At 64.2% G+C, this 24,580-nt stretch carries 21 protein-coding genes; 10 read left to right on the top strand and 11 right to left on the bottom strand.

The features are described from left to right. Window positions 1-27 precede the first annotated feature (27 nt). The 3 genes from G394_RS0102390 (at window position 28) to G394_RS0102380 (ending at window position 1,973) form a co-directional block, all read left to right on the top strand. Window positions 28-669: an ABC transporter ATP-binding protein gene (locus G394_RS0102390; RefSeq protein ID WP_028576286.1), complete on the top strand. Its 642-nt coding sequence runs from the start codon at window positions 28-30 to the stop codon at window positions 667-669. After that, window positions 666-1,460: an ABC transporter permease gene (locus G394_RS0102385; protein ID WP_028576285.1), complete on the top strand. Its 795-nt coding sequence runs from the start codon at window positions 666-668 to the stop codon at window positions 1,458-1,460. Before G394_RS0102390 ends, G394_RS0102385 begins: the two co-directional genes overlap by 4 nt. 156 nt (window positions 1,461-1,616) lie before the next feature. Further along, a complete protein-coding gene (locus G394_RS0102380) occupies window positions 1,617-1,973 on the top strand; it encodes a DMT family protein (RefSeq protein ID WP_028576284.1) in 357 nt (118 codons plus the stop codon). A 57-nt stretch (window positions 1,974-2,030) separates the two neighbouring features. Here G394_RS0102380 and G394_RS0102375 read toward each other — a convergent pair whose 3' ends face one another. Together G394_RS0102375 and G394_RS0102370 are read right to left on the bottom strand one after the other, a co-directional pair. After that, the gene (locus tag G394_RS0102375) at window positions 2,031-2,627 is read right to left on the bottom strand and encodes a nitroreductase family protein (RefSeq protein ID WP_028576283.1); all 597 of its coding nucleotides are present in this window, start codon (window positions 2,625-2,627) and stop codon (window positions 2,031-2,033) included. A 68-nt stretch (window positions 2,628-2,695) separates the two neighbouring features. After that, window positions 2,696-3,370: a uracil-DNA glycosylase gene (locus G394_RS0102370; RefSeq protein ID WP_051306893.1), complete on the bottom strand. Its 675-nt coding sequence runs from the start codon at window positions 3,368-3,370 to the stop codon at window positions 2,696-2,698. A 58-nt stretch (window positions 3,371-3,428) separates the two neighbouring features. Between G394_RS0102370 and G394_RS0102365 the strand changes: the two genes are divergently transcribed. Further along, on the top strand, window positions 3,429-4,052 hold the full coding sequence (locus tag G394_RS0102365; protein WP_028576281.1) for a LysE family translocator: 624 nt from the start codon (window positions 3,429-3,431) through the stop codon (window positions 4,050-4,052). A 104-nt stretch (window positions 4,053-4,156) separates the two neighbouring features. Beyond that, entirely contained in the window at window positions 4,157-6,997 is a 2,841-nt protein-coding gene (gene ptrA, locus G394_RS0102360) for a pitrilysin (RefSeq protein ID WP_028576280.1), read from the top strand. 22 nt (window positions 6,998-7,019) lie between these two features. Here the strand turns inward: ptrA and G394_RS0102355 are convergent, their stop codons facing one another. The 4 genes from G394_RS0102355 to G394_RS0102340 all read right to left on the bottom strand — a co-directional run bounded on the left by G394_RS0102355 (window position 7,020) and on the right by G394_RS0102340 (window position 11,984). After that, window positions 7,020-7,307, bottom strand: coding sequence for a type II toxin-antitoxin system RelE/ParE family toxin (locus G394_RS0102355; RefSeq protein WP_028576279.1), 288 nt, complete (start codon window positions 7,305-7,307; stop codon window positions 7,020-7,022). Between the two features lie 5 nt (window positions 7,308-7,312). Then, window positions 7,313-7,513, bottom strand: coding sequence for an addiction module protein (locus tag G394_RS0102350; RefSeq protein ID WP_028576278.1), 201 nt, complete (start codon window positions 7,511-7,513; stop codon window positions 7,313-7,315). Between the two features lie 74 nt (window positions 7,514-7,587). Beyond that, the gene (locus G394_RS0102345; RefSeq protein ID WP_028576277.1) at window positions 7,588-10,806 is read right to left on the bottom strand and encodes an efflux RND transporter permease subunit; all 3,219 of its coding nucleotides are present in this window, start codon (window positions 10,804-10,806) and stop codon (window positions 7,588-7,590) included. A 2-nt stretch (window positions 10,807-10,808) separates the two neighbouring features. After that, window positions 10,809-11,984 carry an efflux RND transporter periplasmic adaptor subunit gene (locus G394_RS0102340; RefSeq protein WP_028576276.1) on the bottom strand — a complete coding sequence of 392 codons (1,176 nt, stop codon included), beginning with the start codon at window positions 11,982-11,984 and terminating at the stop codon, window positions 10,809-10,811. A gap of 852 nt (window positions 11,985-12,836) precedes the next feature. Here G394_RS0102340 and G394_RS0102330 point away from each other — a divergent pair. Genes G394_RS0102330 through G394_RS19925 form a run of 3 tightly spaced genes read left to right on the top strand, consistent with a single transcriptional unit; the run spans window position 12,837 to window position 16,875 of the window. After that, a complete protein-coding gene (locus tag G394_RS0102330) occupies window positions 12,837-13,787 on the top strand; it encodes a DUF4123 domain-containing protein (RefSeq protein ID WP_043774512.1) in 951 nt (316 codons plus the stop codon). Continuing rightward, the gene (locus G394_RS21030) at window positions 13,784-14,722 is read left to right on the top strand and encodes a hypothetical protein (protein WP_156902387.1); all 939 of its coding nucleotides are present in this window, start codon (window positions 13,784-13,786) and stop codon (window positions 14,720-14,722) included. Before G394_RS0102330 ends, G394_RS21030 begins: the two co-directional genes overlap by 4 nt. Before the next feature lie 20 nt (window positions 14,723-14,742). After that, window positions 14,743-16,875 carry a lipase family protein gene (locus tag G394_RS19925; RefSeq protein WP_028576272.1) on the top strand — a complete coding sequence of 711 codons (2,133 nt, stop codon included), beginning with the start codon at window positions 14,743-14,745 and terminating at the stop codon, window positions 16,873-16,875. A gap of 152 nt (window positions 16,876-17,027) precedes the next feature. Here G394_RS19925 and G394_RS0102315 read toward each other — a convergent pair whose 3' ends face one another. The 3 genes from G394_RS0102315 to G394_RS0102305 are packed head-to-tail and all read right to left on the bottom strand — an operon-like array spanning window position 17,028 to window position 19,269. Beyond that, the gene (locus G394_RS0102315) at window positions 17,028-18,227 is read right to left on the bottom strand and encodes an aminotransferase-like domain-containing protein (protein WP_028576271.1); all 1,200 of its coding nucleotides are present in this window, start codon (window positions 18,225-18,227) and stop codon (window positions 17,028-17,030) included. Window positions 18,228-18,244: 17 nt separating this feature from the next. Continuing rightward, window positions 18,245-18,571 carry an AzlD domain-containing protein gene (locus G394_RS0102310; protein WP_028576270.1) on the bottom strand — a complete coding sequence of 109 codons (327 nt, stop codon included), beginning with the start codon at window positions 18,569-18,571 and terminating at the stop codon, window positions 18,245-18,247. Continuing rightward, window positions 18,547-19,269 carry an AzlC family ABC transporter permease gene (locus G394_RS0102305; RefSeq protein WP_028576269.1) on the bottom strand — a complete coding sequence of 241 codons (723 nt, stop codon included), beginning with the start codon at window positions 19,267-19,269 and terminating at the stop codon, window positions 18,547-18,549. Before G394_RS0102305 ends, G394_RS0102310 begins: the two co-directional genes overlap by 25 nt. 452 nt (window positions 19,270-19,721) lie before the next feature. Between G394_RS0102305 and G394_RS0102300 the strand changes: the two genes are divergently transcribed. Next, the gene (locus tag G394_RS0102300) at window positions 19,722-21,152 is read left to right on the top strand and encodes an aminotransferase-like domain-containing protein (RefSeq protein ID WP_028576268.1); all 1,431 of its coding nucleotides are present in this window, start codon (window positions 19,722-19,724) and stop codon (window positions 21,150-21,152) included. Between the two features lie 57 nt (window positions 21,153-21,209). Beyond that, the gene (locus G394_RS0102295; RefSeq protein ID WP_028576267.1) at window positions 21,210-22,508 is read left to right on the top strand and encodes a radical SAM/SPASM family putative metalloenzyme maturase; all 1,299 of its coding nucleotides are present in this window, start codon (window positions 21,210-21,212) and stop codon (window positions 22,506-22,508) included. A 52-nt stretch (window positions 22,509-22,560) separates the two neighbouring features. On the opposite strand, the gene G394_RS0102290 is transcribed toward G394_RS0102295, so the two are convergent. Continuing rightward, window positions 22,561-22,902: a P-II family nitrogen regulator gene (locus G394_RS0102290; RefSeq protein ID WP_028576266.1), complete on the bottom strand. Its 342-nt coding sequence runs from the start codon at window positions 22,900-22,902 to the stop codon at window positions 22,561-22,563. A gap of 13 nt (window positions 22,903-22,915) precedes the next feature. Further along, entirely contained in the window at window positions 22,916-24,298 is a 1,383-nt protein-coding gene (locus G394_RS0102285; RefSeq protein WP_043774509.1) for an ammonium transporter, read from the bottom strand. Window positions 24,299-24,580: the final 282 nt, after the last annotated feature.

Here is a 24,580-nt window from a genome sequence, read left to right as displayed (position 1 = left end):
ATCGATTCGTCATTTCATGGAGAGAACATGCTGGAACTTCGCAATGTGACCGTGCGCCGGGGCGGGCGGGTCATCCTTGACCGGGTCGACCTGGCCGTTACTCCGGGGGAACACCTGGTGCTGACGGGACCGTCCGGGGCGGGAAAATCGACCATCCTCAAGGTCGCCCTGCTGTTCGAGCCCGTGGACGAGGGCGAGGTGCTTTGGGACGGCCGCACGGTGACCGCCGCGGACCAGGCCGAACACCGCGCCCGTTTCCTCTACATCGGGCAGAAGCCGCTGCCTTTCGACGGCTCGGCCGGACAGTACCTGGACCTGCCCTTCACCTTCGCCGCCAACCGCGCCCGCCGCGCGGACCGGGCCATGCAGGACCACCTCATGGAGGCCATGGGCCTGGACCCGGCTTTGCGCTCGAGCCCCTACGGGCGGTTGTCGGGAGGGGAGCAGCAACGCCTGACCATCATCCAGGGCCTGCAGCTGGAGCGCTCCTTCTGCCTGTTGGACGAGGTCACCTCCAGCCTGGACCAGGAGTCCCTGGAGGCCGTGGTCCGTTATTTCGCACAGGACACGGCGCGTACCGTCCTGGCCGTGACCCACAACCGGCAGTGGTTCGATTTCGGCTTCGCCGAGATCGCCCTCGAATCGGGAAAGCTCCGGAGGCTCCCATGAACGAAACCATGGTCATCTCCATCCCGGCCCTGATCCTCTTTTCCGTCATGCTCGTTTTTCCGGTGGCCGTCTTCCGCCACCTGCAGCTCAGGCTGACCCGCGACCTGATCGTGTCCATGCTGCGCATGGCCGTGCAGCTCGGGCTGGTGGCCGTGTACCTCGAATGGGTCTTTCGCCTGGACCTGCTGGCCCTCAACGTGGCCTGGGTGCTGGTCATGATCGTCGTGGCCACGGGCTCCATCCTGCGCCAGAGCGGTCTGTCGTGGCGCAGGTGCCTGCGGGCGGTCCTGCCGGCCCACCTGATGACGTCCCTGCTGACCCTGGCCGGGTTCCTGCTGGTCTTCGACCCCGCCACCCTGGGTTCGGCCCGCTATCTCGTTCCGCTCATGGGCATGGTGCTCGGCAACATCCTGCGCAGCAACGTGGTGGCCCTGGACCGCTTCTTTTCGGACCTGCGCGCCAACCGCGACATGCACATCCAGTACCTGACCCTGGGGGCCAGCGAGTCCGAGGCCGTGCGGCCCTTCCTGCGCAGCGCCCTGCGCGCGGCCGTGGGCCCGCAGCTGGGCACCGTGGCGACCATGGGCATCGTCTCCCTGCCGGGCATGATGACCGGCCAGATCCTGGGCGGTTCGTCCCCGGCCGTGGCCATCGCCTACCAGATCATGATCATGATCGCGATCTTCACGGCGGCCACGGTCTCGGCCTTCCTGGCCGTGCACTTCGCCCGCAAGGCTGCCTTTGATCCGTTCGGGAGGCTCGACGAGTCCATTTTTCTGCGAAGGTCGTGAGAAGGCGTACAGGATGGCCGATGGGCTGATGTAGCTTCTTGGAATAAAAGAGTTTATTTTTTTGGCGGACGTCTTGTTTTTTCCCGGGGCCCTGCTACACCCAGCCGCATCCATATCTTCCACGATTGCGGCCCGGTCCGGGCCGAGGCGGGCGCCATGCGTTTCTATCTGACAACCATCATTCTGCTGTCCCTGAGCAACATCTTCATGACCTTCGCCTGGTACGGGCATCTGCGCAACCTGTCCCACACGCCGTGGGTCATCGCGGCCTTCGCCAGCTGGGGCATCGCCCTGCTGGAGTACCTGCTGCAGGTCCCGGCCAACCGCATCGGGCATCAGGTCATGAACGTCGGCCAGCTCAAGATCCTGCAGGAGTGCATCGCCCTGTCGGTCTTCATCCCCTTTTCCATCATCTACATGAAGGAGAAGCCCAGCATGGACTACGTCTGGGCCGGCCTGTGCATCCTCGGCGCTGCCTTCTTCATGTTCCGCAAAAAGATCTTCGGGGCCTGACGGCCGTCCCTGCGCACGAAAAAGGGCCGCGTTCCAGGTGGAGCGCGGCCCGTTCTTTTACCAGGCTCCCTGCTTCCAGACTTCCGGCAGGGGTTTGCGCGGCGACGGCCCCTCCCAGTCGGCATAGGGCTTGTCGAGCTTCTCCTTCAGGTCCAGGATGCCGATGGTGAAGCCGGCCACGACCTCGTATTCCTCCCGGTCGATGCCGAAGGCCTCGTAGATGGCGTCCTTTCGGATGCCGGCCATGCCGTGGGTATAGAGACCGAGTTTGCGGGCCTGCATGGTCAGGGACATCCAGGCCGAGCCGCAGTCGAACACGGCCGTGGAGTTGGGCTTGCCGTTGTGGGTGAAGTTCTTCCTGGCCACCATGAACCCGATGAGGGAGACGTTTTTCGCCCATTTCTGGTTGGCGTCGACCAAAAGGCCCAGGAACGTGTCGAAGGTCTCGGGGGTGGAGGTCAGGATGCGCCAGGGCTGTTCGTTGTAGGCGGACGGCGTCCAGCGGGCCGCGTCGAAGATGACGGCCAGGTCCTCGGCCGGGATAGGCGACCTGACGAAGGAGCGGGGGGACCAGCGGCCGGGGAATTCCTCGGCCACGCCGGGCAGGGGGTCGCGTTTGCTGAAGTCGGGGGTGTATGGGCTCTGGTATTTCATGTTCGCCTCCGGGGTGAATTTTCCTGCACCATATCCCGAGGGCGAGGGGCCGTGTCAACGCATGCCGTTCATCCGATCCGATTTTTCACGATGCGGGCGAACTGCTCCCGGAACTGCCCGGCCCCGCCGTTGGCCGGGTGCCGCAGGGCCGGGGCGGTGATGCCCATGTTCGCCAGCAGGGCCGCCGACTTCTGACCCACGGCCAGGATTTCGGCCTGGGGGACGAAGGACTTCAGGGCCAGGAGCACGGGTCTGCCCAGCAGCACCTCGTCTTCCGTGGGCGTGCGGTTGCTCAGGAGCCCGATGCCCGGCTTGTAGGGATGCCAGGGGAAGGCGTTCCACAGGATGACGTCGCGCGGGTCCACGCCCAGTTCGCGCATGGCGCCCCAGACGATGGTCGCCGTGGGTTCCGTGAAGCCGTCGGGGCGCACGTCCTCGCGGCTGGTGCGGCGCGGCGCGGCCGCGAAGACCATCTCCGGGCCCAGCCCCTTGTGACGCAGGTACCCCAGCAGCAGGCGCTCGGAGGTCATGGCGATGCCCGTGAAGTGGCCGCCCTGGTAGCCCAGGGCCTCGGCCAGGAGAATGGTGGTGGCCTTTCGGCGCTCTCCGAGATAGGAGGCGAGCTGCTCGCGCCGTACGGCGGGCGCCCGGTTTGAGGCGTCGTGCAGCGGGTCGCGCTGGTGCCAAGGGTTGAAGACCGGGCCGCCGGGAGAATCTTTCAGGAGCTTGAGGAAGGCGTTCATGGGCACGGGCTACACGCAGGCCCGCCCCGGGGCAAGCCTTCTTCGGCAGGAGGAACTCATGTTCGACATCGTCCACTATCCGCTCTTTCTGCTCACGGCCGTGACGCTGAACCTCTATCCCGGTCCAGACACCCTTTACATCCTTGGCCGCAGCGTCTCCCAAGGGCGCGGGGCGGGCATGGTCTCGGCCTTAGGCATCGGCAGCGGCGCCGTGGTCCACACCCTGCTCGGCGCCGCGGGGCTGACGGCCATCGTCGCCGCCTCGGCCACGGCTTACCAGATCGTCAAATGGGCAGGCGCCGCCTACCTGGTCTGGCTCGGCCTGACCATGCTGCTGTCTCGGCCCGAAGGCCCCGGGAAGCTCGAAACGGCGCCCCGGACCCTGGGCCGCATCTATCTCCAGGGCGTGGCGACCAACGTGCTGAACCCCAAGGTGGCCCTCTTCTTCCTCGCCCTCCTCCCGCAGTTCATCGTCCCCGGCGCGACCCATCCTGGCCTGGCCTTCCTGATGCTCGGCCTGACCTTCGTGGCCACGGGCACCCTGTGGTGCCTATTCGTGGCCGTGGCGGCCGGAGCCGTGCATCGCCGCTTGGCCGGAACCGGCCGGGCCGCGCTGTGGCTCAAGCGCCTGGGCGGCGGCCTTCTGGCCGGACTCGGGGCGCGGTTGGCCCTTTCGGACTAGCCCTTGACGTCGCCCCGAACGGTTTTACCGTAACCTTTCGTCGCCCGGGCTCGTCGAGCGAGACGGCGACGCCCGTTTTCCACACGACCACCCGAGGTGCAGCCATGCGCATATTCCGCTTCGTCATGCTCTTTCTGCTCGTCGCGACCCAGGCTCTGGCGGCCCAGGTGCGCGTCTCCGACACCGATTACCGCGACTACCGCGCTCTGACCCTGGACTCGGGCCTCACGGTTCTGCTGGTCCACGACGAGCGCGCCTCCAAGGCCGCCGCCGCCTTGGCCCTGCCCGTGGGCAGCCTCGACGACCCCGACTCCCAGCCGGGCCTGGCGCACTACCTGGAGCACATGCTGTTTCTGGGCTCCGAGTCCTATCCCGGGGCCGAGGAGTACCAGTCCTTCATAACCAGAAACGGCGGCCAGACCAACGCGGCCACGGGATACACCTCCACGACCTACATGATGGAGGTCGACCCGCCGGCCTTTCCCGAGGCCCTGCGCCGCATGGCCGACACCCTGGCCCGGCCCCTGCTCGACCCGGTCTACGCCGACAAGGAACGCAACGCCGTCAACGCCGAAATGGAGTCCAAGAAGCACAGCGACGGCCGGCGAATCGCCATGCTGACCCTTTCGACCCTCAACCCGGCCCACCCGGCCACGCGCTTCACGGGCGGCAATCTCGAAACCCTGTCGGACAAGCCGGGCAGCCGTCTGCACGACGAACTGGTCCGCTTCCACCACACCTGGTACTCGGCCAACCTGATGAAAGGCGTGCTCTACGGGCCCCAGAGCCTGGACGAGCTGGAGCGTCTGGCCCGGTCCGAGCTGGGCGTCATTCCCGACCGGGGGGCGCAGGTCCGCGAGCCCTCGGTCCCTCCGGTGACGGACGCCGAGCGCGGCGTGGTCTTCGGTGTCCGGCCCGTGCGTGAGACCCGCAGCATGACCATCGATTTCGTACTGCCGCAGAAGTTCGACAATCCGTCCACCAAGCCCCTGCAGGTCGCGGCCGCGGTGCTCGGCACCGAGACCGACAATTCCCTGGTGGCGAACCTGCGCGGGCGCGGACTTGTCCTGGGGCTTTCCGCAGGCGGGGACACGACGTCCCTGCGCAACGGCGTGACCATGTCCCTCTTTCTGCAGTTGACGGAGGACGGCGACCGGCGGCGCGACGAGATCCTGGCCACGGTCTTCTCCTATCTCGACATGCTGCGGTCCAGGGGCATCGGCCAGGAGTACGTCGACCAGCTTGGGAACATGATGTCCATGGAGTTCCGCTTCGCGCCCCTGACGAGCGGCTTCGACTATGTGGCCGAGGCCGCGGGGACCATGCTCCGCCACCCGGTGGAGGACGTCAATTACGGTCCCTACCGGCTGGATTCCTATGACGCCGCGGCGGTCAGGGAGCTGGTGGGGATGCTCACGCCGGCCAATGCCCGCATTTTCCACGTAGGTCCGGACCAGCCGACGGACCGCGAGGCCTTCTTCTATCAGACACCCTACAGCGTGCGCCCCGTCGCCGCGGCCGACACGGCGCGTTGGGCGGAGCTGGGGCAGGGCATGAAGCTGGCCCTGCCGGACCTCAATCCCTTTGTGCCCGATGATTTCTCCCTAGTGCACCGCGACGGCGGCAAAGGCCCCCGCAAGCTGGCCGACCGGCCAGGATTGACGGTCTGGCAGGGCCAGTCCCAGTTCCGGCGCGAGCCCAGGGCCATCCTCATGACCAGGCTGCAGTCGGCGCACATCGCCGGGACCCTGGAGCAGACGGCCATGCAGGGCGTGCTCCTGGAGCTCTGGGACCAGAAGCAGGCCGGCCTTCGCTATCAGGCCCAGGAAGCGGGACTGAACCTTTCGGTTTCCGGCGACGAGGGCGTCCTGATCCGTATCGACGGCTTCAGCCAGCATCAGGCCGACCTGCTGCCCCGAGTGCTGGGCTTCCTGAACCAGGAGGTCACGGCCGATGAGTTCGAACTGGCCCGGACCGAGCAGCTCAGAAGTCTGGCCAACATGGAGAAGCAGAGGCTTTTCGGCCAGGCCATGGGCGCCATGCGCGGCCTCCTCAAGGTCCCGTCCTGGGATCACCGGGCCATGGAGGAGGCGACCAGGGGCGTGACCCTGGACGGCCTGAAGGCCTACATGGCCGCCATGCGCCGCGACCTGCGCTTCACGGTCTTCGGTTTCGGCAACGTCACGCAGGATGATGTGCTGGCGGTGGCGGATTCCGTCGCGCCCTTCATCGGGCCTGAGGCCGGCGAGCCGGGCGAGGCCGCGCGCATACTGCCCGTGCGGGGCGTCGTGGCCGACTACCGGCGGGACAGCGTGCTGGAGGACAGCGCCCTGGTTGAAATGTTCCTGGACCCGGCCGTGGGCCCCGAATCCAGGGCGCGCATGCTCCTGCTGGAGGGCCTGCTGTCCACGCGCTTCTACAGCCGGCTGCGCACCGAGGAGCAGCTCGGCTACGTGGCCACGAGCTTCCCGGTCATGTTCGCTCACGGGGCGGGCATCGGCTTTGGGGTGCAGAGCCCGGTGGCGGGCACAGCCGACCTGGCGGACCGCTTCGAGTCGTTCTACTTCAAGGCCCTGTCGCAGCTGCGCGGCGTGACGGACGAAGAGTTCGAGAGCGTGCGCCAGGGCGTGCTGGCCTCGCTGACCAAGACCCCGGACACCCTGGACGAGGAGTTCGGCTGGTACGAGACGGACCTGCGCCTGGGCAACGCTGCCTTCGACGGTTTGGAGCGGCTGGTCGCGGCCGTGGAGAAGGCGAAGCTGCGGGAGGTGGTCCGCGCCTATGAGACCCTGGTTCTGGGGCCCGGCGGTACGCGGGTCCTCGTCCAGATCCAGGGCTCGCGCTTCAGGGATCTGGGCTGGGCTGACAAGAAGGGGGCGGTGCAGACTCCGCGATTCGAGGAGTTCCACCGGGTCATGGGCGCGCAGCGCTACCGGGGGCTGTAGAGCGGTTTGGAGATATTCAGCGTCAGCGTTCAGCCCAATAATCCGGCCGGCGGTGCTGGTGGGCGACGGCGATGATGAAGATGTGGTCGGGTTCGATGGAATACAGGATGCTGAAGGGAAACCTGTGCAGCAGACATTTTCTGACTTCCCCGCGCCCGGGAGACCAGGCGCGGGGATAGTCGGCGATACGCAAGGCAGCCTTGCGGACCTCCGATTTGAATGAATCCCCGAGGCCTTCGAATTGCAGTTCGTAGAACGAGGCCGCGTCGTCCATTTCCAGCTTGGCAAATTCGGAAAAAACTATCCTCATTGCCGCTAACCGAAAATTTCTTCCATCGCGATGCCCCGCAGAGATCCCTTGCGGTATGCATGCAGCCTTTTTTCGGCTTCCTCGAACCAGATTTCCTCCAGCTTCCTGTCCGGTTCGTCCAGGCTCTTCAGCAGACCCTCGACGACAAGAAACTTCTCTTCCGGCTTCAGGGCCATGGCCATCTCCAGAACTTCGCGTGTACTCATGATCCCTCCCGCATGTTCACCATTATAAAATAGACCAGGAGACATGCCCCCACAAGAGGCATGCTCCCCCGTTTTCACGCCCCCCTGCGCTGATCCAGATAGTACATCACCGGCACGACCATGCGCGAGAAGAGCGTCGCCGCCACTTCCCCGGCCAGGAGCGAGATGGCCAGGCCCTGGAAGATGGGGTCGAAGAGGATGACGAAGGCCCCGGCCACCACGGACAGGGCCGTCAGGACCATGGGCCTGAAGCGCACGGCCCCGGCCTCGACCACGGCGTCCTCCAGGGTCTCGCCCTGTTCGCGGCGCATGACGATGAAGTCCACCAGGATGATGGAGTTGCGCACCACGATGCCCGCGCCGGCGATGAAGCCGATCATGGACGTGGCCGTGAAGAAGGCGCCGGAAACGGCGTGGGCCGGGATGATGCCGATGAGCGAGAGCGGGATGGGAATCATGATGGCCAGCGGCGTTGTGTAGGACCCGAACCAGCCGACCACCAGGATGGCGATGAGCACCAAAACCACGGCGAAGGCCACGCCCATGTCCCGGAAGACCTCGTAGGTGATCTGCCATTCCCCGTCCCACTTCATGGCGATGTCGTGGGTCGTGTCGGGCCCGGCGGTGTAGAGGCGCCTGAGCACCCGCGTGTCGCCGGCCTGCCAGGCACCACGTCCCGTCGCTGCAAGCTCGTCCAGAGCCTTGTCCACGCGGGCCATGCCGTAGACCGGGCTTTCCTCGTCGCCGGCCATGTCGGCCGTGACGTAGACCACGGGCAGCATGTTCTTGTGGTAGATGAAGCCGGGCGTCACGCCTTCGTTCAAGGCCGCGACCTGCCCCAGGGAGACCATGCCGTCTCCTCCGCGCACGGGCAGGGTTTCCAGGTCGGCGGGGCTTGAGCGTCTGGCCAGGGGCAGGCGGACCACGATGGGCACGTCCTCGCGGGCCGTCGGGTCGTGCAGGATGCCGGCCTGCACGCCCGCCACCGACGTGGCCAGGACCTGCCGCGCCCGGTCGGGGCTGACGCCGCTTTGCAGGGCCTTGTCCGGGTCCAGGCGCACGCGCGTCTCGGGGCGCGGGTCGTTCACGAACCAATCCACATCCACCACGCTCGGCGTTTCCGAAAAAATGTCCTTGACCTGCCGGGCCACGGCCAGCCTGCTCTCGGGCGTGGGCCCGTAGATTTCGGCCACCAGGGTCTGCAGCACGGGCGGGCCGGGCGGCACCTCCACCACCTTGATGCGCGCTCCGTGCGCCTTGGCCACGGGCGTGACGAGCCCGCGCACGCGTCCGGCGATCTCGTGGCTCGACGCGTCCCTTTCGCCGCGGCCCACCAGGTTGACCTGGATCTGGGCCACGTTCGGCCCTTGCCGCAGGTAGTAGTGGCGGACCAGACCGTTGAAGGAGAAGGGCGAGGCCGTGCCGACGTAGAGCTGCACGTCCGTGACCTCGGGCTGTTCCAGGACGCGGCGCGACAGGGCCTCGGCCGCCGCGGCCGTAGATTCGAGGCTCGTGCCGTCGGGCATGTCCACGACGATCTCGAACTCGCTCTTGTTGTCGAAGGGCAGCATCTTCACGAGCACGGCCTTCAGCGGGAAGAGGGCCACGGCCAGGGCCAGCAGACCGGCCACGACGGCCAGGAAGGTCCAGCGGAAGGCCGGGCGCTCGATGAGGTGGCGCATGAGCCAGATGTAGCCGCGGGTGAAGGGGTCATCGTGGATTTCGGGTTCGTGGCTGTCCGAGGGCTTCAGCACCCGCCGGGCCAGCCAGGGCGTGATGACGAAGGCCACGGCCATGGACAGGAGCATGGCCATGCTCGCGCCGACCGGCATGGGCCGCATGTACGGTCCCATGAGCCCGCCGACGAAGGCCATGGGCATGATGGCCGCGATGACCGTGAAGGTGGCCAGGACCAGGGGCGCGCGGACCTCGCTCACGGCCTCGATGATGACCTGGGTGAAGGGGCGGCCGGCCGAGCCGGGCAGGCGCACGTGGCGCACGATGTTCTCCACGTCGACGATGGGGTCGTCCACGAGGATGCCGATGCAGAAGATGAGGGCGAAGAGGGTGACGCGGTTCAGGGTGTAGCCCATGAGCCAATAGGTGGCGAGCGTTACGGCCAGGGTCACGGGCACGGCGACCATGACCACCGCGCTGGCCCGGTACCCCAGGAAATACGCCACGATGGCGCCTACGGACAGGGCCGCGATGGCCAGGTGCAGGAGCAGTTCGTCGGACTTGTGCTTGGCCGTCTCGCCGTAGTCGCGCACGATCACGGCCTGGATGTCGTCCGGGATGACCGTGCCACGCAGGCTCTCGATGGTCTGCATGGCCTTGCGGCAGAGGTCCGTGGCGTTGATGCCCGGACGCTTGGCCACGGTCAGGGTCACGGCGGGCTGGAGCCTTCCCGCTTCCGCCCGGACGCCCTTGGCCTCGGCCCGTGGGCCTGGCGCGAAGAACACGTAGTCCTCGGGTTCGGCCGTGGCGTCGCGCACCTCGGCCACGCTGCCCAGGGTCACGGGCCGGCCGTCGCGCACGGCCACGACCGTGGCGGCAACGTCGGCGGCCGAGCGCAAGGCGTTGTCCAGACGCACCAGGCTCGACGCCCCGGCACGGGTCACCAGGCCGCTCTGGTCGGCCTGGTTCTGGCCCGCGATTGCCCCGGCCACGTCCACGCTGTCCAGGTTCAGGGCGCGCAGACGTTCGGGGCTGACGTCCACGGTCAGGGTGCGTTTGCGGCCGCCCGTGACCGTCACTTCCGACACACCCGGCAGGGCCCGCAGGCTTTCGGCCGCCTCGGCCGCGACCATGCGCAGGGTGCGGCCGTCGTGGGCCTCGCCGATGAAGGCCACGGCCAGGACGGGCACGTCGTCGATGGAGCGGGGCTTCAAAATCGGCTGGGAACAGCCCGGCGGAATCCAGTCCAGATGCTGGTACAGCTTGCTGTAGGCCTTGATGAGGCTCTTCTCCACATCCTCGCCGACCAGAAAGCGCACGATCGTCAGGGCCTCGCCGTCCATGCAGGTCGAATAGACGTACTCCACGCCCGGAATCTCCCACAGCAGCTTTTCCATGGGCCCGACGACGCGCTTCTCGATCTCCTCGGGCATGGCGCCGGGCATCCGCACCATGATGTCGATCATGGGCACGATGATCTGCGGCTCCTCTTCGCTCGGGGTGCGCAGCACGGCGAAGACGCCCAGGAAAATGGAGAAGGCGACGATGAGTGGTACGAGCTTGGAGTCGACGAAGCCGGCCGTGAGACGCGTCAGGACGTCGTGGTTGTGAGACATGGTCAGCCCCGCACCAGGCGGTCGCCTTCGCGCGCCACGTCCGGCGCGTCCGTGACCACCTCGTCGCCGGGGGCCAAGCCCGAGAGCACCTCCACCAGCCCCCCTGCCGGCATCGCTCCTGGCCGGTCCGTCCCGGTCTGGAGAACGAAGGTCTGCCCCTCGATGTCGGCCTTCTGGTAGACCCCGCCGGTCTTGACCAGGCGCAGGCGCAGCACGGAATCCCCATCCACGATGAGAGCCGTGGTCAGCTCCCCGCGCCGCCGGATGCAGGACTCCGGCACCAGGAGCTTGGGCCCTTCGGCCACAGGCACGCAGATCTTGCCGAACATGCCGGGCCGTGGGGCGGACTTGAGGGCCGCCTTGACGCGGAAGGAACGGCTGCCGGGGTCGACCTGGCCGATCACGGCCGACAGGGTGGTCAGGAAGGGTGCGGGGGACAGGGCCGGGATGAGGGCGACCACGGTCATGCCCGTTTCGACGCGACCCAGGAGCGTCTCGTCGGCCTGGGCCGTGAGCTCGAAGCCGCTCGTCAGGTCGTCGACTTCGGCCAGGGGCGCCCCGGCCTGCACGAAGGCGCCCAGGTCCGCGTGACGCCTGCTCAGCACGCCGTTCAGGGGCGAGGTCACGGTGCTGTAGCGCATGAGTTCCCGGATCTCGGCGCCCTGGAAACCCGACGCGGAAGACTGGGCGGCCATGGCCTTTTCCTGGTTGGACAAGGCTTCGTACTCGGCCCGGGCGCGGTCCACGTCGTCGCGGCTCACGGCGCTCTGATCCAGGAGCTTCTGCAGGCGGTCCAGGCTGGCCTTGGCCTGGGCCTTGCGCGCGGCCAGGGCCTTGGCCTCCAGTCCGGCCTGTCCGGCCGAGGAACGCACGCTCTGCTCCCGCTGGCGCAACTCCGCGTCGTCGATGCACAGGATGGGTTGGCCCGCCTGCAGGGCGTCGCCTTCCCGGGCCAGGACCTCGACCACGGTGCCGCTCAGCTTGCTGGCCAGGGTCACGCTGTTGCGGGCCTGGACCTGCCCGGGGAGGCTGACGCACTCCTGGGCCGTGGTCGGCTCGATGCGCATGGTTTTGGCCGTGATGGACCGCGGTTCGGGCTGTTTCGGGGCTTCCTGACCGCAGGCGGACAGAAGCAGGATGGCGGACAGAAGCAAGGCGGTGCGGAAGGCTGGACGCATGACGGGCTCCCCGGTGTGAAGGTGTGTCGTCCTGCATGTATACCCTGCAGGACGCGGAATTCAAATACGTTTTGCCGGCATTCCCCTCTCGACCGCGCTTATCGGAAATTGCCCCGCACCTGTTCGCGTCCTGACCATGCGCACGTGTGACGAACGCGCCCTCCGGGCGCCTATGCCGTAAAGGTTCCGGCCTGTCGCTGATTCCTTGTCTCCAGATTCCTCCCGCACAGCGTACGCATGTCCCCGAATTTCCCTGACGTTGCGATGCAGGCACAGTGGGCTGAAAACTCGTGTGCGCACGGCACAGGGAGGTTCAATGAGGCATCCGGCAGCAGACAGCCCGTGGTTCACGTTCGAGACTGCGGCCGCAAGCGGCTTCAGGGCCTATGCCTTCTCCGGCTTTGAGGAAGCGCATCGCGCCTACGAGTTCGAGATCGAACTCGTCCACGGTATGGACGACAAGGTGCAATTCCACAGGGACCGACTGGGGGGCCGCGAAGAGAACACCACCTGCTGGATCCGCACCTCCCAGGGCTGGGCCGGAGGGCAGTTCGGCACCATGGCCATCCCCCGCATCGGCCAGGAGGTGCTGTTGGCGCCCCGGACCGGTTCGTCATCACTGGCCGGGTCTTCAATTCCCGCAACCCGGTCCCGTACCCTCTTCCGGAACACAAGACGAGAACGGTCTTCAAGTCCATATCCACGCCGGGAAGGGAAGGTGCGCTGCGCGGATTCAACGAGCTGCGCATTGAGGACAAGAGAGGCCTGGAAGAGATCTACGCTCACGCTATCCAAGCGAACCTGCATGCTTTTGTGTACCGCATGCGCGACATCCCCGAAGGAGGAATGAACATGCCGGACAACAGCGCCCTCCGCAATTTCCGCAAACTCGCGTCGTCAGACCTTGCCGCCGCGTTCACCGACGCCCGGCATCGCGGCCTGCACATTGACGCCATTGTCGCCGTCGATGCGACCCCGCAGATGCTTGAGGACTATTTTGCCTGGAAGGGTGCCAACGCCTTTCACCCCGTGTTGAAAGATACGCCGTACGCATCGCTTTGGGCTTCGATGCCTTGCCTGAGTCGGATTGGGGCGGATTCCAGACTTGAGACCCATCTCCTTGCCGAGCATTCGGCCTGGGGATTTTTTGCCGTCACGGCGGCAAGCGAGCAGACGCATTGCGGCCACTGGCGGAGCCTGTGCGAAGTCCTTCTGCCGTCGGGCAAGAAATCATTCTTCAGGCTCCAGGACCCTGGTGGGTTGGAGAAGATGCTCCCGGCCTTCAGCGACCAGGAACTGGGCTGGTTTCTCGGGCTTGCCGCGCGTCTGTTCATCCCCATCCGCAATCATGACGGGGGGCGGGCGTGGCTGGATGTCCCGAGTCCGGTCTTGTCCGGGCGCACGGAGCGCGAGTTGGCAGACATATACCGGCCGGCGAAGGGCCGGCCATGGTGGGAGGTGCGGGAGGAGCATCTGGGAGGCATGTCGCAGGAAAACCGGGCGGCTCTGGTCTACAATCTTTCCCAGGATCTCAAGGAAAAGGCACCCGTTGCGGCGTCACTGGCGGCGGATCATTACGGCTCGCTCGAAGCGGCTGTCGGCGAATATGTGGATGCGGCCATGAGATACGGTCTTGCCGATGAAACGCACATATTCATCTTCCTGCGCCTGTGCCTGACCAAGCCCTTCGGCGCCCAGAACGACAGCGCTGTCAAGGATTCCATGCGGGACGCCTCGCAGGACCCCGTCTCGGCCCTCGATCAACTCCGCTTGCTGATTCAGTTGAAGGGAGAATCACGATGATCACGCGGACCAGGGTCTGCCTGTCGGTGCTCGGGCTCCTTCTCCTGGCCTTCCTGTTCGACACCCAACTGATCGTGCTGCGCGACGATGGCCTGTTCACCCTGCACTACAATGTGCCCGACGAGATGAAGGGCAAAATGTATGCGGGGGCGTCCTGGTACAGCGACTCCTTCATGTGTCGCCACCTGAGCTTCGGTTCGGGAAGGTTCGAAGGCACAGAATACGGAGATGCATTCGATAACGTGGAGGAGAAACCAGGGGAATGGGTTTCTCACATTCCTACCAAGGTATGGCACCCCTTCTGTACTTGGGAACTCGGGCTGTTGACCATAGGCATGGATGCCAATGAAGAAAGGACACGATTTTATGATTTGGCGTATGCCTATCTTCTTGAGGAAACAAAGTCAGATTTCGAAAATCCAGCCAAGCAGAAAGACTTTCAAGATTGTCAAAACGAGGCGTTTCTTGTTTGCGATATTTCCGAGTTCGATTCTGAAAAGATATTTCCAGACAAAAAATATGTGGAACAAAGGCGATCATATGAATGCAATAATCCAAAATCACAAGGCTCAACTCATATGTCTGCAACTCCATATGTTGCTCTATATTTAAGAGATTCTGGCAAAATTAATATTAATTTTTCAATAAATAAAATTTTATACATTACAAGAAACTATTATGACAATAATAAATCATTTATTAATTCTTATAATAAGAATATTACTTTTAAAAATAATGAAATAATTTATATTGATTCGTCTTTAACAGAAAATATCTTTTGGAAGATACAAAAAATGCCTGATTCATATGTATTAATATTGGTTAATGCTGGGTTGAAGGAAAAAAATCAAACATCGGTCACAATAACTCCAGAACAACTAAGCTATCTTGCCTCTGACAACGTGTGGGCGTTGCCGGATTTTCTTCAACAGTGAATGGAAGAGGAGGATGCATCATGCAGATTGCCCCAATTCGATGTTTTGAAAGACGCTGCCTGCGGCTCAGGATTGTTGATTTCGAAAACACGCCCATCACCGACCTTGTCCATCCCGAGACCGGTGAAGAGGTTGGAGATCTGCAGATCGTGGCTTACGACGCTGCTGGCGAGCCTCTTGGCGAGCATGTCTGTGCCAAGGGTTCTCTAGCCATCGACCTTTGTCGGATGGATCGGGGGTGGGCCTATCTGGAATTCAAGCCCCTTCCGCGGGCCAGGCCTCACGACTACCCTGGAGACGAGGAATGGGACCAGCTGACCCTGGCCGCGGACATCGTCGCGCACAAGGCCCTCAAGGCCTCGGCCGCCAACGGCCTTCGTCCGAACCAACAGGCGTTGCCCGAGGAACTTCGTGCCGACTGGATCTACCATCGCGTCAGCCACGGCGCTCTCAACATGCCCCGAAGAGTGGACTGGATCGAGGACAGGACGGAGGAAACTCGGCCCAAGCAGCGCTGTGCCTTTCGCTTCCTTTTGGCGGAACAGGAGCGCCGCTGTCCGAAATGCCGCAACCTCCAGACAGCCTATCTGCTCGAGCTTGCTCCACTTTTTTGCTGGATACCCGCTCTGGTCTCGTCCCGGGTCGGCGCCGCCGATGACTGGGACTGCGTCACCGCGAACAATCTGGCGGCGTTTTCCGCCCTGACCTACGCGGACCCCGACACCAGGAGCAAATCCGGGCAGGCAGGCGGTGAGAGGGCTCCCTATGACCAAACCATTCTGTACACCCTGGACAACCTCCGGACCCAACGCGTCAGACCGTACAGGGTCGCCGCGGATTGGATGGACATGGTGCTGCATGAGATGCCGTATTCCTGGCACTATCATGACATGCAATTTATCGGCCCAAAATCCAGAAGTAAAAACCCTACTGAAAGTCAGGCCTTCATGGTCACAAACAGGGACACCATCCTCATTGCCGTGCGCGGAACCGAGGGGCCGCTCAGTCACGACATGATTCTGAACAGCAAATTCTTCATGCAACCCTGTCCGGGAGAGCTTGCGAGCACTGGCTCGGCGCACCATGGTTTTTTGCAATCCTTCGAGTATCTGTGGCCAGTCGTTGAGGAATATTGCAAAAAACACCGTAAAAATTCTGGGGAAGAGATCAAAAGAATTTTTCTGACCGGCCACAGCCTCGGCGGTGCCGTGGCCACACTGTTAGCCTGTGCTCTTTACTTTGAATTCAAGGACAGCCCGGTCACCCTCTACACCTTTGCCAGCCCCCGCGTCGGCGACACCGAATTCGCCAAGCACTGGAACCATCTGTTGCCGCACCTGCGCCATGTGTTCCGCAACGACATCATCCCCGCCGTCCCTCCGGCGGCCCTGGGCTTTCGTCATTTCGGGCATCTGCGACAGATGAGCCTCGTGAAATACCAGTCGGAAGCATACCCATGGATAGGCGATTACGGGTTGCATCAGATCGAAAGCGCCACCGACCGAAGGCGGCGTTACACGGGCGACAACGCCCCGTGGGGGCCGGCGGAGTTGACTGGATACGAGACCACGGAAAGCGGCTTCTCCGAAGTCTTCGAGAAAGAGATGCGAAGAACCCTCAGGCCGCTGAACGGTCTCATTGATCTGGCCGGCATCCGTTTTCATTCCATGGCCGGGAAATACGTCCCCTTTCTGCATCAGGAACTGCGGCAGCGTTACGAATACGCCCGTTCAGGAGGCCTCCTGCTGTCGCGTCACATCCCTGCCCACAAACTGGACCGCAATGACGAATTCAACCAGGAGCTGCTGGCCTACATGCGGCCCGTAACCATGGCCGAGCTGCTGGACCGGCATGTTTCGGAACTCGTCCCCCGGCGGGCTCTGGAGAATGAAATCGTTCGGTTCTGTCGCGACACGGGCCGACTGAACGAAATGGCCCGACAGGGGAAGGAAGTTGAAACGAGGGAGAACGAAGTCCGCCGGGCTCGGCGGATTGAGACTCCGCTGGATGTTTCAAGGGTGCTGGAGATGAAAGAGGGGCTGCCCCACGGATACCTTCACGCCGCATACGAGGCGGAATCGAAGAGGGCGCTTGAAATGGCCGATGAATTCATGCGGCAATGCGTGGCGCAGGAAAATTCAGAATTTGCATAGCGGACGCAGCGCGGCGTGCGCCTTGGAAACGAGGAGGAGTCCTGCGTCATCAGTATTGACGAAATCTCGTAACCTCCTTGAATCCTGAAGAGCTATGGGAAAAAACAGGCCTCGGTCCACGTTCTGGTCCGGGGCCTGTTTTGCGCTGAAGGTCAGGCGGTCTGGGACGCGCTCAGGAAATCCTTCATGCACCGACACAGGCGGGTGATGCCTTCGTCGATGGTCGCTTCGGAGGCGTTGGAGAAGTTCAGGCGCAGGGTGTCTTGGCCGGTGCCGTCGGTGTAGAAAGGCATGCCCGGCACGAAGGCCACCTTCTGCTCTATGGCCAGGTTGAAGAGGTCCATGCAGGAGCCTTTGCCCGCGGGCAGGGTGACCCAGGAGAACATGCCGCCTTCGGGGCGCGTGAAGGTCACGTCTTCGGGCGCTTCGCGCTCCAGGGCGGCGACCATGGCCCGGGCCTGGGCGCCGTAGCGCTCCGTGATTTTCGCGATGTGGTCGTCGATGGAGTGGCGCTTCAGGTACTCGGCGATGACGAACTGGTTGAAGGTCGAGGAGTGCAGGTCCGCGGCCTGCTTGGCCTTGACCGCCAGGCGGATGATCTCGGGAGGTGCGACCATCCAGCCCAGACGGAAGCCCGGCACCGTGATCTTGGAGAAGGAGCCGAGCATGATGCTGTGGCCTTCGGTGTAGGCGTAGAGGGGTTTGTGGTGTTCGCCCGAGAAGCGCAACTCGCCGTAGGGGTCGTCCTCGATGAAGATGGTCTCGGGGTATTTGCGCAACAGCGCGCCCAGAGCCTCGCGTTTGGCCTTGGAATAGGTCAGCCCCGAGGGGTTCTGGAAGTTGGGCACGGCGTAGAAGAGCTTGGGGCGGCCCGTGGCCAGCAGCCTTTCGGCCTGTTCCAGGTTGGGGCCGTCCTCTTCCAGGTCCACGGTCACGAAGCGCGGCTCGAACATGGTGAAGGCCTGGATGGTGCCCAGGTAGCTCGGGCGCTCCAGGATGACCTCGTCGCCGTTCTCGATGAAGAGCTTGCCCAGGAGGTCAAGGCACTGCTGGGAACCGGTGGTGATGAGCACCTGATCCGGGTGCACGGTCACGCCCCGGCGCTCGTAGCGGGCCGCGATCCAGGCCCGCAGTTCGGCGTGGCCTTCGGTGGTGGAATACTGCAGGGCGCGCGCCCCGGCCGTGGCCAGGGTTTCGCGGGCAGCCTCCTGCAGGGCCTCGATGGGGAAGAGGCTCGGGTTGGGCAGGCCGCCGGCAAACGAGATGATGCTCGGGTCCTGGGTGACTTTCAGGATTTCGCGGATGAACGATTTCGGGGTGTTCTGGATGCGTTTGGTGAAACGGAAGCTCATGTGGGCTCCTTGTGGGTTCAGGTAAAAAAGAGTCGGCCCAGGGCCACGCAGCCCATGCCCGTGACAACGGCACCGACGAAGCTCTTGGTCTTCCAGCAGACGAGGAAGGTCGGGATCGCCGCCCACAGGAAGATGTTCCGGAAGGAAAAATCAAGGATTTTTTCCGGGGCCACCAGCGAGGGCAGCAGCATGGCCGAAAGGACCGCCACGGGGATGAACCCCAGCCAGCGGATGACGGGCTCCGGCAGGGTCCGCCGCGCCAGGGCCAGGACGGGCAGTGCGCGGGGAATGTAGGTCACGGCCATCATGCCGAGGATGGTCAGGAGGATCGTCTGCTGGTCCATGCGTGCGCTCCGAGGCCGATGGTTGCGGCGATGATGGTTGCGGCCAGGACGTGGCTCTGGCCGAGGCCCGCGAACATGAGGGCCGTGGACAGGAGGCCGGCGGCCACGGCCACGAGGAGGTGCTGCCTGGATTTGAGCTGCCCCAGCAGCAGTGCGATGAACATGGCCGGCAGGGCGTAGTCCAGGCCGATGGGCCGGATGTCGGTGATGAGGGTGCTGGCCGCCAGGCCCAGGACCGTGCCGCCGACCCAGGCGCTCTGGGCGATGACGTTGATGCCGTACGTTTCGGCCGGGCCGGTCTCGCCCTTGGCGAAGCGGTTCGCGTGCAGGGCGAAGGTTTCGTCCGTCATCTGGTAGGCGAAGAGGGCCAGGCGGGTCTTGCTCCAGGCGCGCAGGAACGGGGCCAGGGCCGCTGACATGAGCAGGTGGCGCAGGTTGACGACGAAGGTCGTGGCCACCACGGCCAGGGGCGCGGCGCCCGAGGCGAAGAGGCCCACGGCGATGAGCTGGGCCGAGCCGGCGAAGACCAGAATGCTCATGAGCATGGTGTTCATGCCCGAGAGACCCGATTTCTGGGCCAGCACGCCGTAGGCGAAGCCCACGGGCACGTAGCCCAGGATGATGGGCAGGGCCTGCCGGAAGGCCGAAGCCATTGGGGATTCGGCGGGATCGGTGGTGGAAAGGGTGGCGCTGTTCATAATCGATTATCCTCTTGAGCCCAACCTAGCCAAAAACTGTTTGCGGTACAGATACAGTTTGCATAAATTTCGACCATAACAGATTGGGGCGGATAGGCCGGAAGGCGTGCGGGAAAGAGAAGAGGCGCTTGGGCGGGAGATCGAGCGGGGGGTTGCCTGGTGTCGGGGGCGGCCGCCCGCCGGAACTCCCTCGCCGGCCTCGTAGAGACGAGCTATTGCGTGCACGTCCATGCTGCGGAGCTTCGTCCGGCGGGCAATGGTTCGTCAAACGATGCCTGGCTCGGTCGGACAGCCGACGGGCCGCCGCCCCCGACACCAGGCAACCCCTGCGGCAGGGCGGTGGATGGGAAGACGGAAAGGCATGGATTCCCGTGCAGCTTCTGGAGAAACGATCATTTGCTGAAGACGGCTTTGTCGGAGACAGACAGCGAGTCACTCGCGAGGACATGGGTATGGAAGATTTCAGATACCGTCAGATCGAACAGAACCTCATGCAGCAGATCGCTTCGGGCACCCTCGGGCCGGGGGCGCGGCTGCCTTCCTTGCGTCATGTCAGCCTGCGCAGCCGGGTGGCCGTCAGTACGGTGCTGCAGGCCTACGCCGAGCTGGAGCGCAAGGGGGTCATCGAGTCGCGGCCGCGGTCCGGGTTTTTCGTGCGCCGCGACGTGCAGGAGCTTCCCCCCACCCCGCGGCCGCCGCGGCCCGTGCTGCGGCCCCATACCATCAACCGCAGCGAACTGATCTCCTCGGTGCTGGAGACCGTGGGCGACCGCGAGCTTCTGCCCCTGGGCATCAACTGCCCGTCCGAGGATCTGCTGCCGTACCGCGAGCTGGCCAAGGTCGCGGCGCGGCTGTCGCGGGAGGACCCCAAGCGGCAGGTGGCCTACCTGCCCGTGGAGGGCAGCCCGGAGCTGCGCCGTCAGCTGTCCCTGCGTGCGGCCCAGGCCGGCCTGGACGTGCGGCCCGAGGAGATCATCATCACCTGCGGCGCCCTGGAAGCCCTGCACGTGGCCGTGCGCAGCCTGGTCCGGCCCGGCGACAACGTGCTCATCCAGGCCCCGTCCTACTTCTGCTTCCAGCAGCTCCTGGAGAATCAGGGCGTGCGCTCCATCGAGATACCGTCACACCCGCGGCACGGCGTGCAGCCCGCCGACGTGGAGCGGGCCCTGGGGCGTTTCGACATCCGGGCCTGCATCTTCACTCCCAATTTCAACAACCCCGACGGCTCCCTGACCCCGGACGAGGCCAAGGCCGAGATCGTCAGGCTGCTGGCAGCCCGCGGCATCCCACTCATCGAGGACGACGTGGCCGGGGACCTGCACTTCGGGCCGACCCGCCCCTCGGTTTTCAAGATGTACGACCAGGACGGGCTCGTGGTCCTGTGCTCGTCCTTCTCCAAGACGCTGTGCCCGGGCTACCGCATCGGCTGGATCATGCCCGGCCGCTTCTACCGCGAGGCCTACGAGGTCAAGGCCACGACCAACGTCTGCTCGGCCACCGTGACCCAGGAGACCGTGGCCGCCTACCTGCGCGAGGGGCGCTACGACCGCCACCTGCGCGCCCTGCGCCGGACCCTGCGCGAGCAGACCCAGGCCATGCAGCTGCACGTGGGCCGCACCTTCCCCGAAGGCACGCGCGTGGCCAGGCCCGAGGGGGGCGGAGTACTGTGGGTCGAGCTGCCGCGAGGCGTGGATTCGGTGGAACTCATGTACCGCGCCCGGGAGGAGGGCATAGGCATCGCGCCGGGCACCATCTTCGCCACCCAGGACCGCTTCGCCGGCCATGTGCGCCTCAACTGCGGCAACCCATGGTCCGACGAGGTGGCCCGGGGGATCGAGCGGCTGGGGGCCTTGGTACATGGGATGGTGCCCGGCGGCGCGTGAGCTCCTGTGTCATTTTGGGCTATTGACGCTGCCCCGGCGGTGTTCAATGAAGCTTCCATGCAACCGACCATATCCGCCCCCCGCAAGCTCTACGTGGAGCTTGCCACCCTGTGCAACCTGCGCTGCGCCATGTGCGTCAAGCACTCCTCCGGCTGGGAGTGCGCCGACGCCCTCATGGATCGCCGGGCCTTCGAGGCCCTGACCCCGGTTTTTCCGCATCTCGACACCTTGAACCTGAACGGCGTGGGCGAATCCATGCTCCACCCGGAACTGGCGTCGTTCATCGCCTTCGCCAGGGCCAGGGTTCCGCAGGGTTGTTCCATTGGATTCCAGTCCAACGGGATGCTGCTGACGCCGCTTCTGGCCGACCGGCTCATGGGCGCAGGACTCGACCGCATCTGCTTTTCCGTGGACTCGCCGGACCCTGACGAACTCGGACGCTTCAGGGCCGGTTCGGAGCTAGGCCGCGTGGCCCGTGCTTTCGACATGATGCGCGAAGCCGCGGCGCGTCAGGGCTCCCGCCCCCTGTCCCTGGGTGCCCAGACCGTGGTCAACGTCCAGACCCATGCGGCGCTGCCGGACATGGTGGCCTGGTGCGCCGATCGCGCTGCCGAATTTGTCATCGTCTCCCATGTCCTGCCCTACAACGCGGCCGATGCGGACCAGAGCCTTTACGTTTCCGTTTCCCAGCGGTGCCTGGATTTCTACCGCGAATGGGAAAAAACCTTCGATGCCGAAGGGCTGGACGTCTCGCATTCGTACCAGGCCTTCTATGCCGTCTTCCGCACGCCACAGCAGCAGCGCCAGGTGGACATCATCCTGGCCATGAAGGAGGACGCACTGCGTCGGGGGCTGCAGTTCAGCCTGCCCAACGTCATGCGCGTTGATTTCGACAGGATGGAGCGGGTGCGTGCATCCTTTGCCCGCGCAGCCGAGGTGGCTCGGGAGCGGGGCGTGCGCCTGGATCTGCCGGAGATTGCGGCCCGCGAGCCGCGCGAGTGTCCCTTCGTCAGCGAGCCGAGCATGTTCGTGGCCTGCGACGGGGCCCTGGCTCCGTGCTATTTTCTCTGGCACAGCTATTCGGCCTGGCCCGCCGGACAGGAGATCCGCGTGCGGCAGCGCCGTTTCGGCTCGGTCCCGCAGGACGACCCCGTGGCGGTTTGGAACGGGGAGGCGTTCACGCGTTTTCGCGACGAGGCCCGCAAAGAGGAATTTGCCCGCTGCGGCGATTGCAGCGTGGCCCCGTGCGACCACGTGCAGGGCTTTCCGGGACCGTTCGAGAAGGATTGCTACGGGCAGACCGTGCCCTGCGGCATCTGCCCCTGGTCCGGCGGGGGCTTCGCCTGCCTGCAATGAAAAAGGGGAGGTCTTGGGCCTCCCCTTTTTCATCGGTATGCCGGATGGTGATCTAGCCCATGGCGGCCGGGCCCGTCTCCTGGGTGCGGATGCGGATGGCGGCGCCGCATTCGAGGACGAAGATCACGCCGTCCCCTTCCTTGCCGGTGCGGGCGCCCGCGTTGATGGCTTCCACGGCCTGTTCGGCGAAGTCGTCGTTGACGCCGATCTCCAGGCGGACCTTCTTCAGCAGGTTCACTTCCATGACCACGCCGCGGTAGGTTTCGGTGAAGCCCTTCTGGCGGCCGCTGCCGAGCACGTTGGTCACGGACATGTTGTAGATCTTCCTGGAATACAGCTCTTGCTTGACCGCGTTCAGGCACTCGGGCCGGATGTATGCGATGACGAGTTTCATGGTCGTTTCTCCCTTATTCGTTGGTGAAGATCTGGAAGCCGTTGTAGGATTCCATGCCGTGTTCGGTGATATCCAGGCCTTTGAGTTCCTCTTCCTGCGTGACGCGGATGCCGATGGTCACTTTCAGGAGGTAGAAGAGGATCAGGCCTGCGCCGAACGCCCAGGCGAAGACCGCCGCCGCGCCGATGATCTGGGTGACGATGAGGTCCGTGCCGCCGCCGTAGAGCAGGCCGATGCTTGAGCCGTAGCCGGGGGCCGCGAAGAAGCCGACCATGATCGTGCCGAACATGCCGCACACGCCGTGCACGGACGATGCGCCGACCGGGTCGTCGATCTTCAGGACCTGGTCGATGAATTCCAGGGACACGACGACCAGGATGCCAGCCAGGAAGCCGATGACCAGCGAGCCGACGGGGGAGACTTCGTAGCAGCCGGCGGTGATGGCCACCAGCCCGGCCAGGGCGCCGTTCAAGGCCATGGAGGTGTCAGGCTTGCCGTGCTTGATCCAGGCGTAGATCATGGCGCCAAGAGTGCCCATACAGCCGGCCAGGCTGGTGTTGACCGCGATGTAGCCGATGGCGCCATTGACGGCCGTGGTGCTGCCGGGGTTGAAGCCGAACCAGCCGAACCAGAGGATGAACACGCCCAGGCCGGCCATGGGGATGTTGTGGCCTGGGATGGCCTTGGCCTTGCCGTCGGGGGAGTACTTGCCGATGCGCGGGCCTAGGACCATGGCTCCTGCCAGGGCCATCCAGCCGCCAACCGAGTGGACCACGGTGGAGCCGGCGAAGTCGATGAAGCCCATGGTTTCAAGCCAGCCCTTGCCGAGTTCCCCCGCGCCCCACAGGGAGCCCCAGGCCCAGTGCCCGGAGATGGGGTAGATGACGGCCGAGACCACGACGCTGACGATGATGTAGGCTGAAAATTTCGTGCGCTCGGCGATGCCGCCGGAGATGATGGTTGCCGATGTGGCCGCGAACACGGACTGGAAAAACCAGAAGGTCAGGTTCCACATCCCCGCGTCGCTGGTCGGGTCGTTGCCGGCCAGGATGAATCCGCTCGATCCGATGAAGCCGCCGATGTCCTGCCCGAACATCAGTCCAAAACCCAGCAGGAAGAAGGCGGGCTGCCCGGCCGCGAAGTCGAGCAGGTTCTTCATCAGGATGTTGCCGGCGTTCTTGGCGCGTGCGAAGCCCATCTCCACCAGCGCGAATCCGGCCTGCATGAACATGACCAGGATGGCCGCCACCAGAGTCCACAGCAGGTTCGCGTTGGACTGGGACAGGGCCTCCCCTTCGGCGAACGCCAGGGTCGGGGTAATGGTTGCCAGGAGTAGGGTCAGAGCCCAGACTTTTGGTCTGAGCAGGGTCGATGTTTGTCTGGTTGCCGCGTACATGATGTCCTCCGTGGTGGTGAGTGTTGATACCCACGCAAAGCACGGAGGATGCCAGTTTCCCAACCTGCTGTTTTTATGATTATTTTTTATACTGACTCGGCTTTGTCTGCGGTATTTGTTATTTTTCTTGATGAAATCGCCTGTTTATTTAGCCATAATTTACAATAATGTTTAATATGTCGCTAACGGCTTATTTTTGCGTAATTTGTGGACGCTTCTTTTTCGTGTAGATTAAATATTTACATAATATCAGAGACTTATAAAATTATCATTTTTGTATTA

Source organism: Desulfomicrobium escambiense DSM 10707, assembly GCF_000428825.1.
Classification (GTDB): domain Bacteria; phylum Desulfobacterota; class Desulfovibrionia; order Desulfovibrionales; family Desulfomicrobiaceae; genus Desulfomicrobium; species Desulfomicrobium escambiense.
Note: the sequence above shows the minus strand (reverse complement) of the source record. Positions and strands in the feature narration are given on the sequence as shown.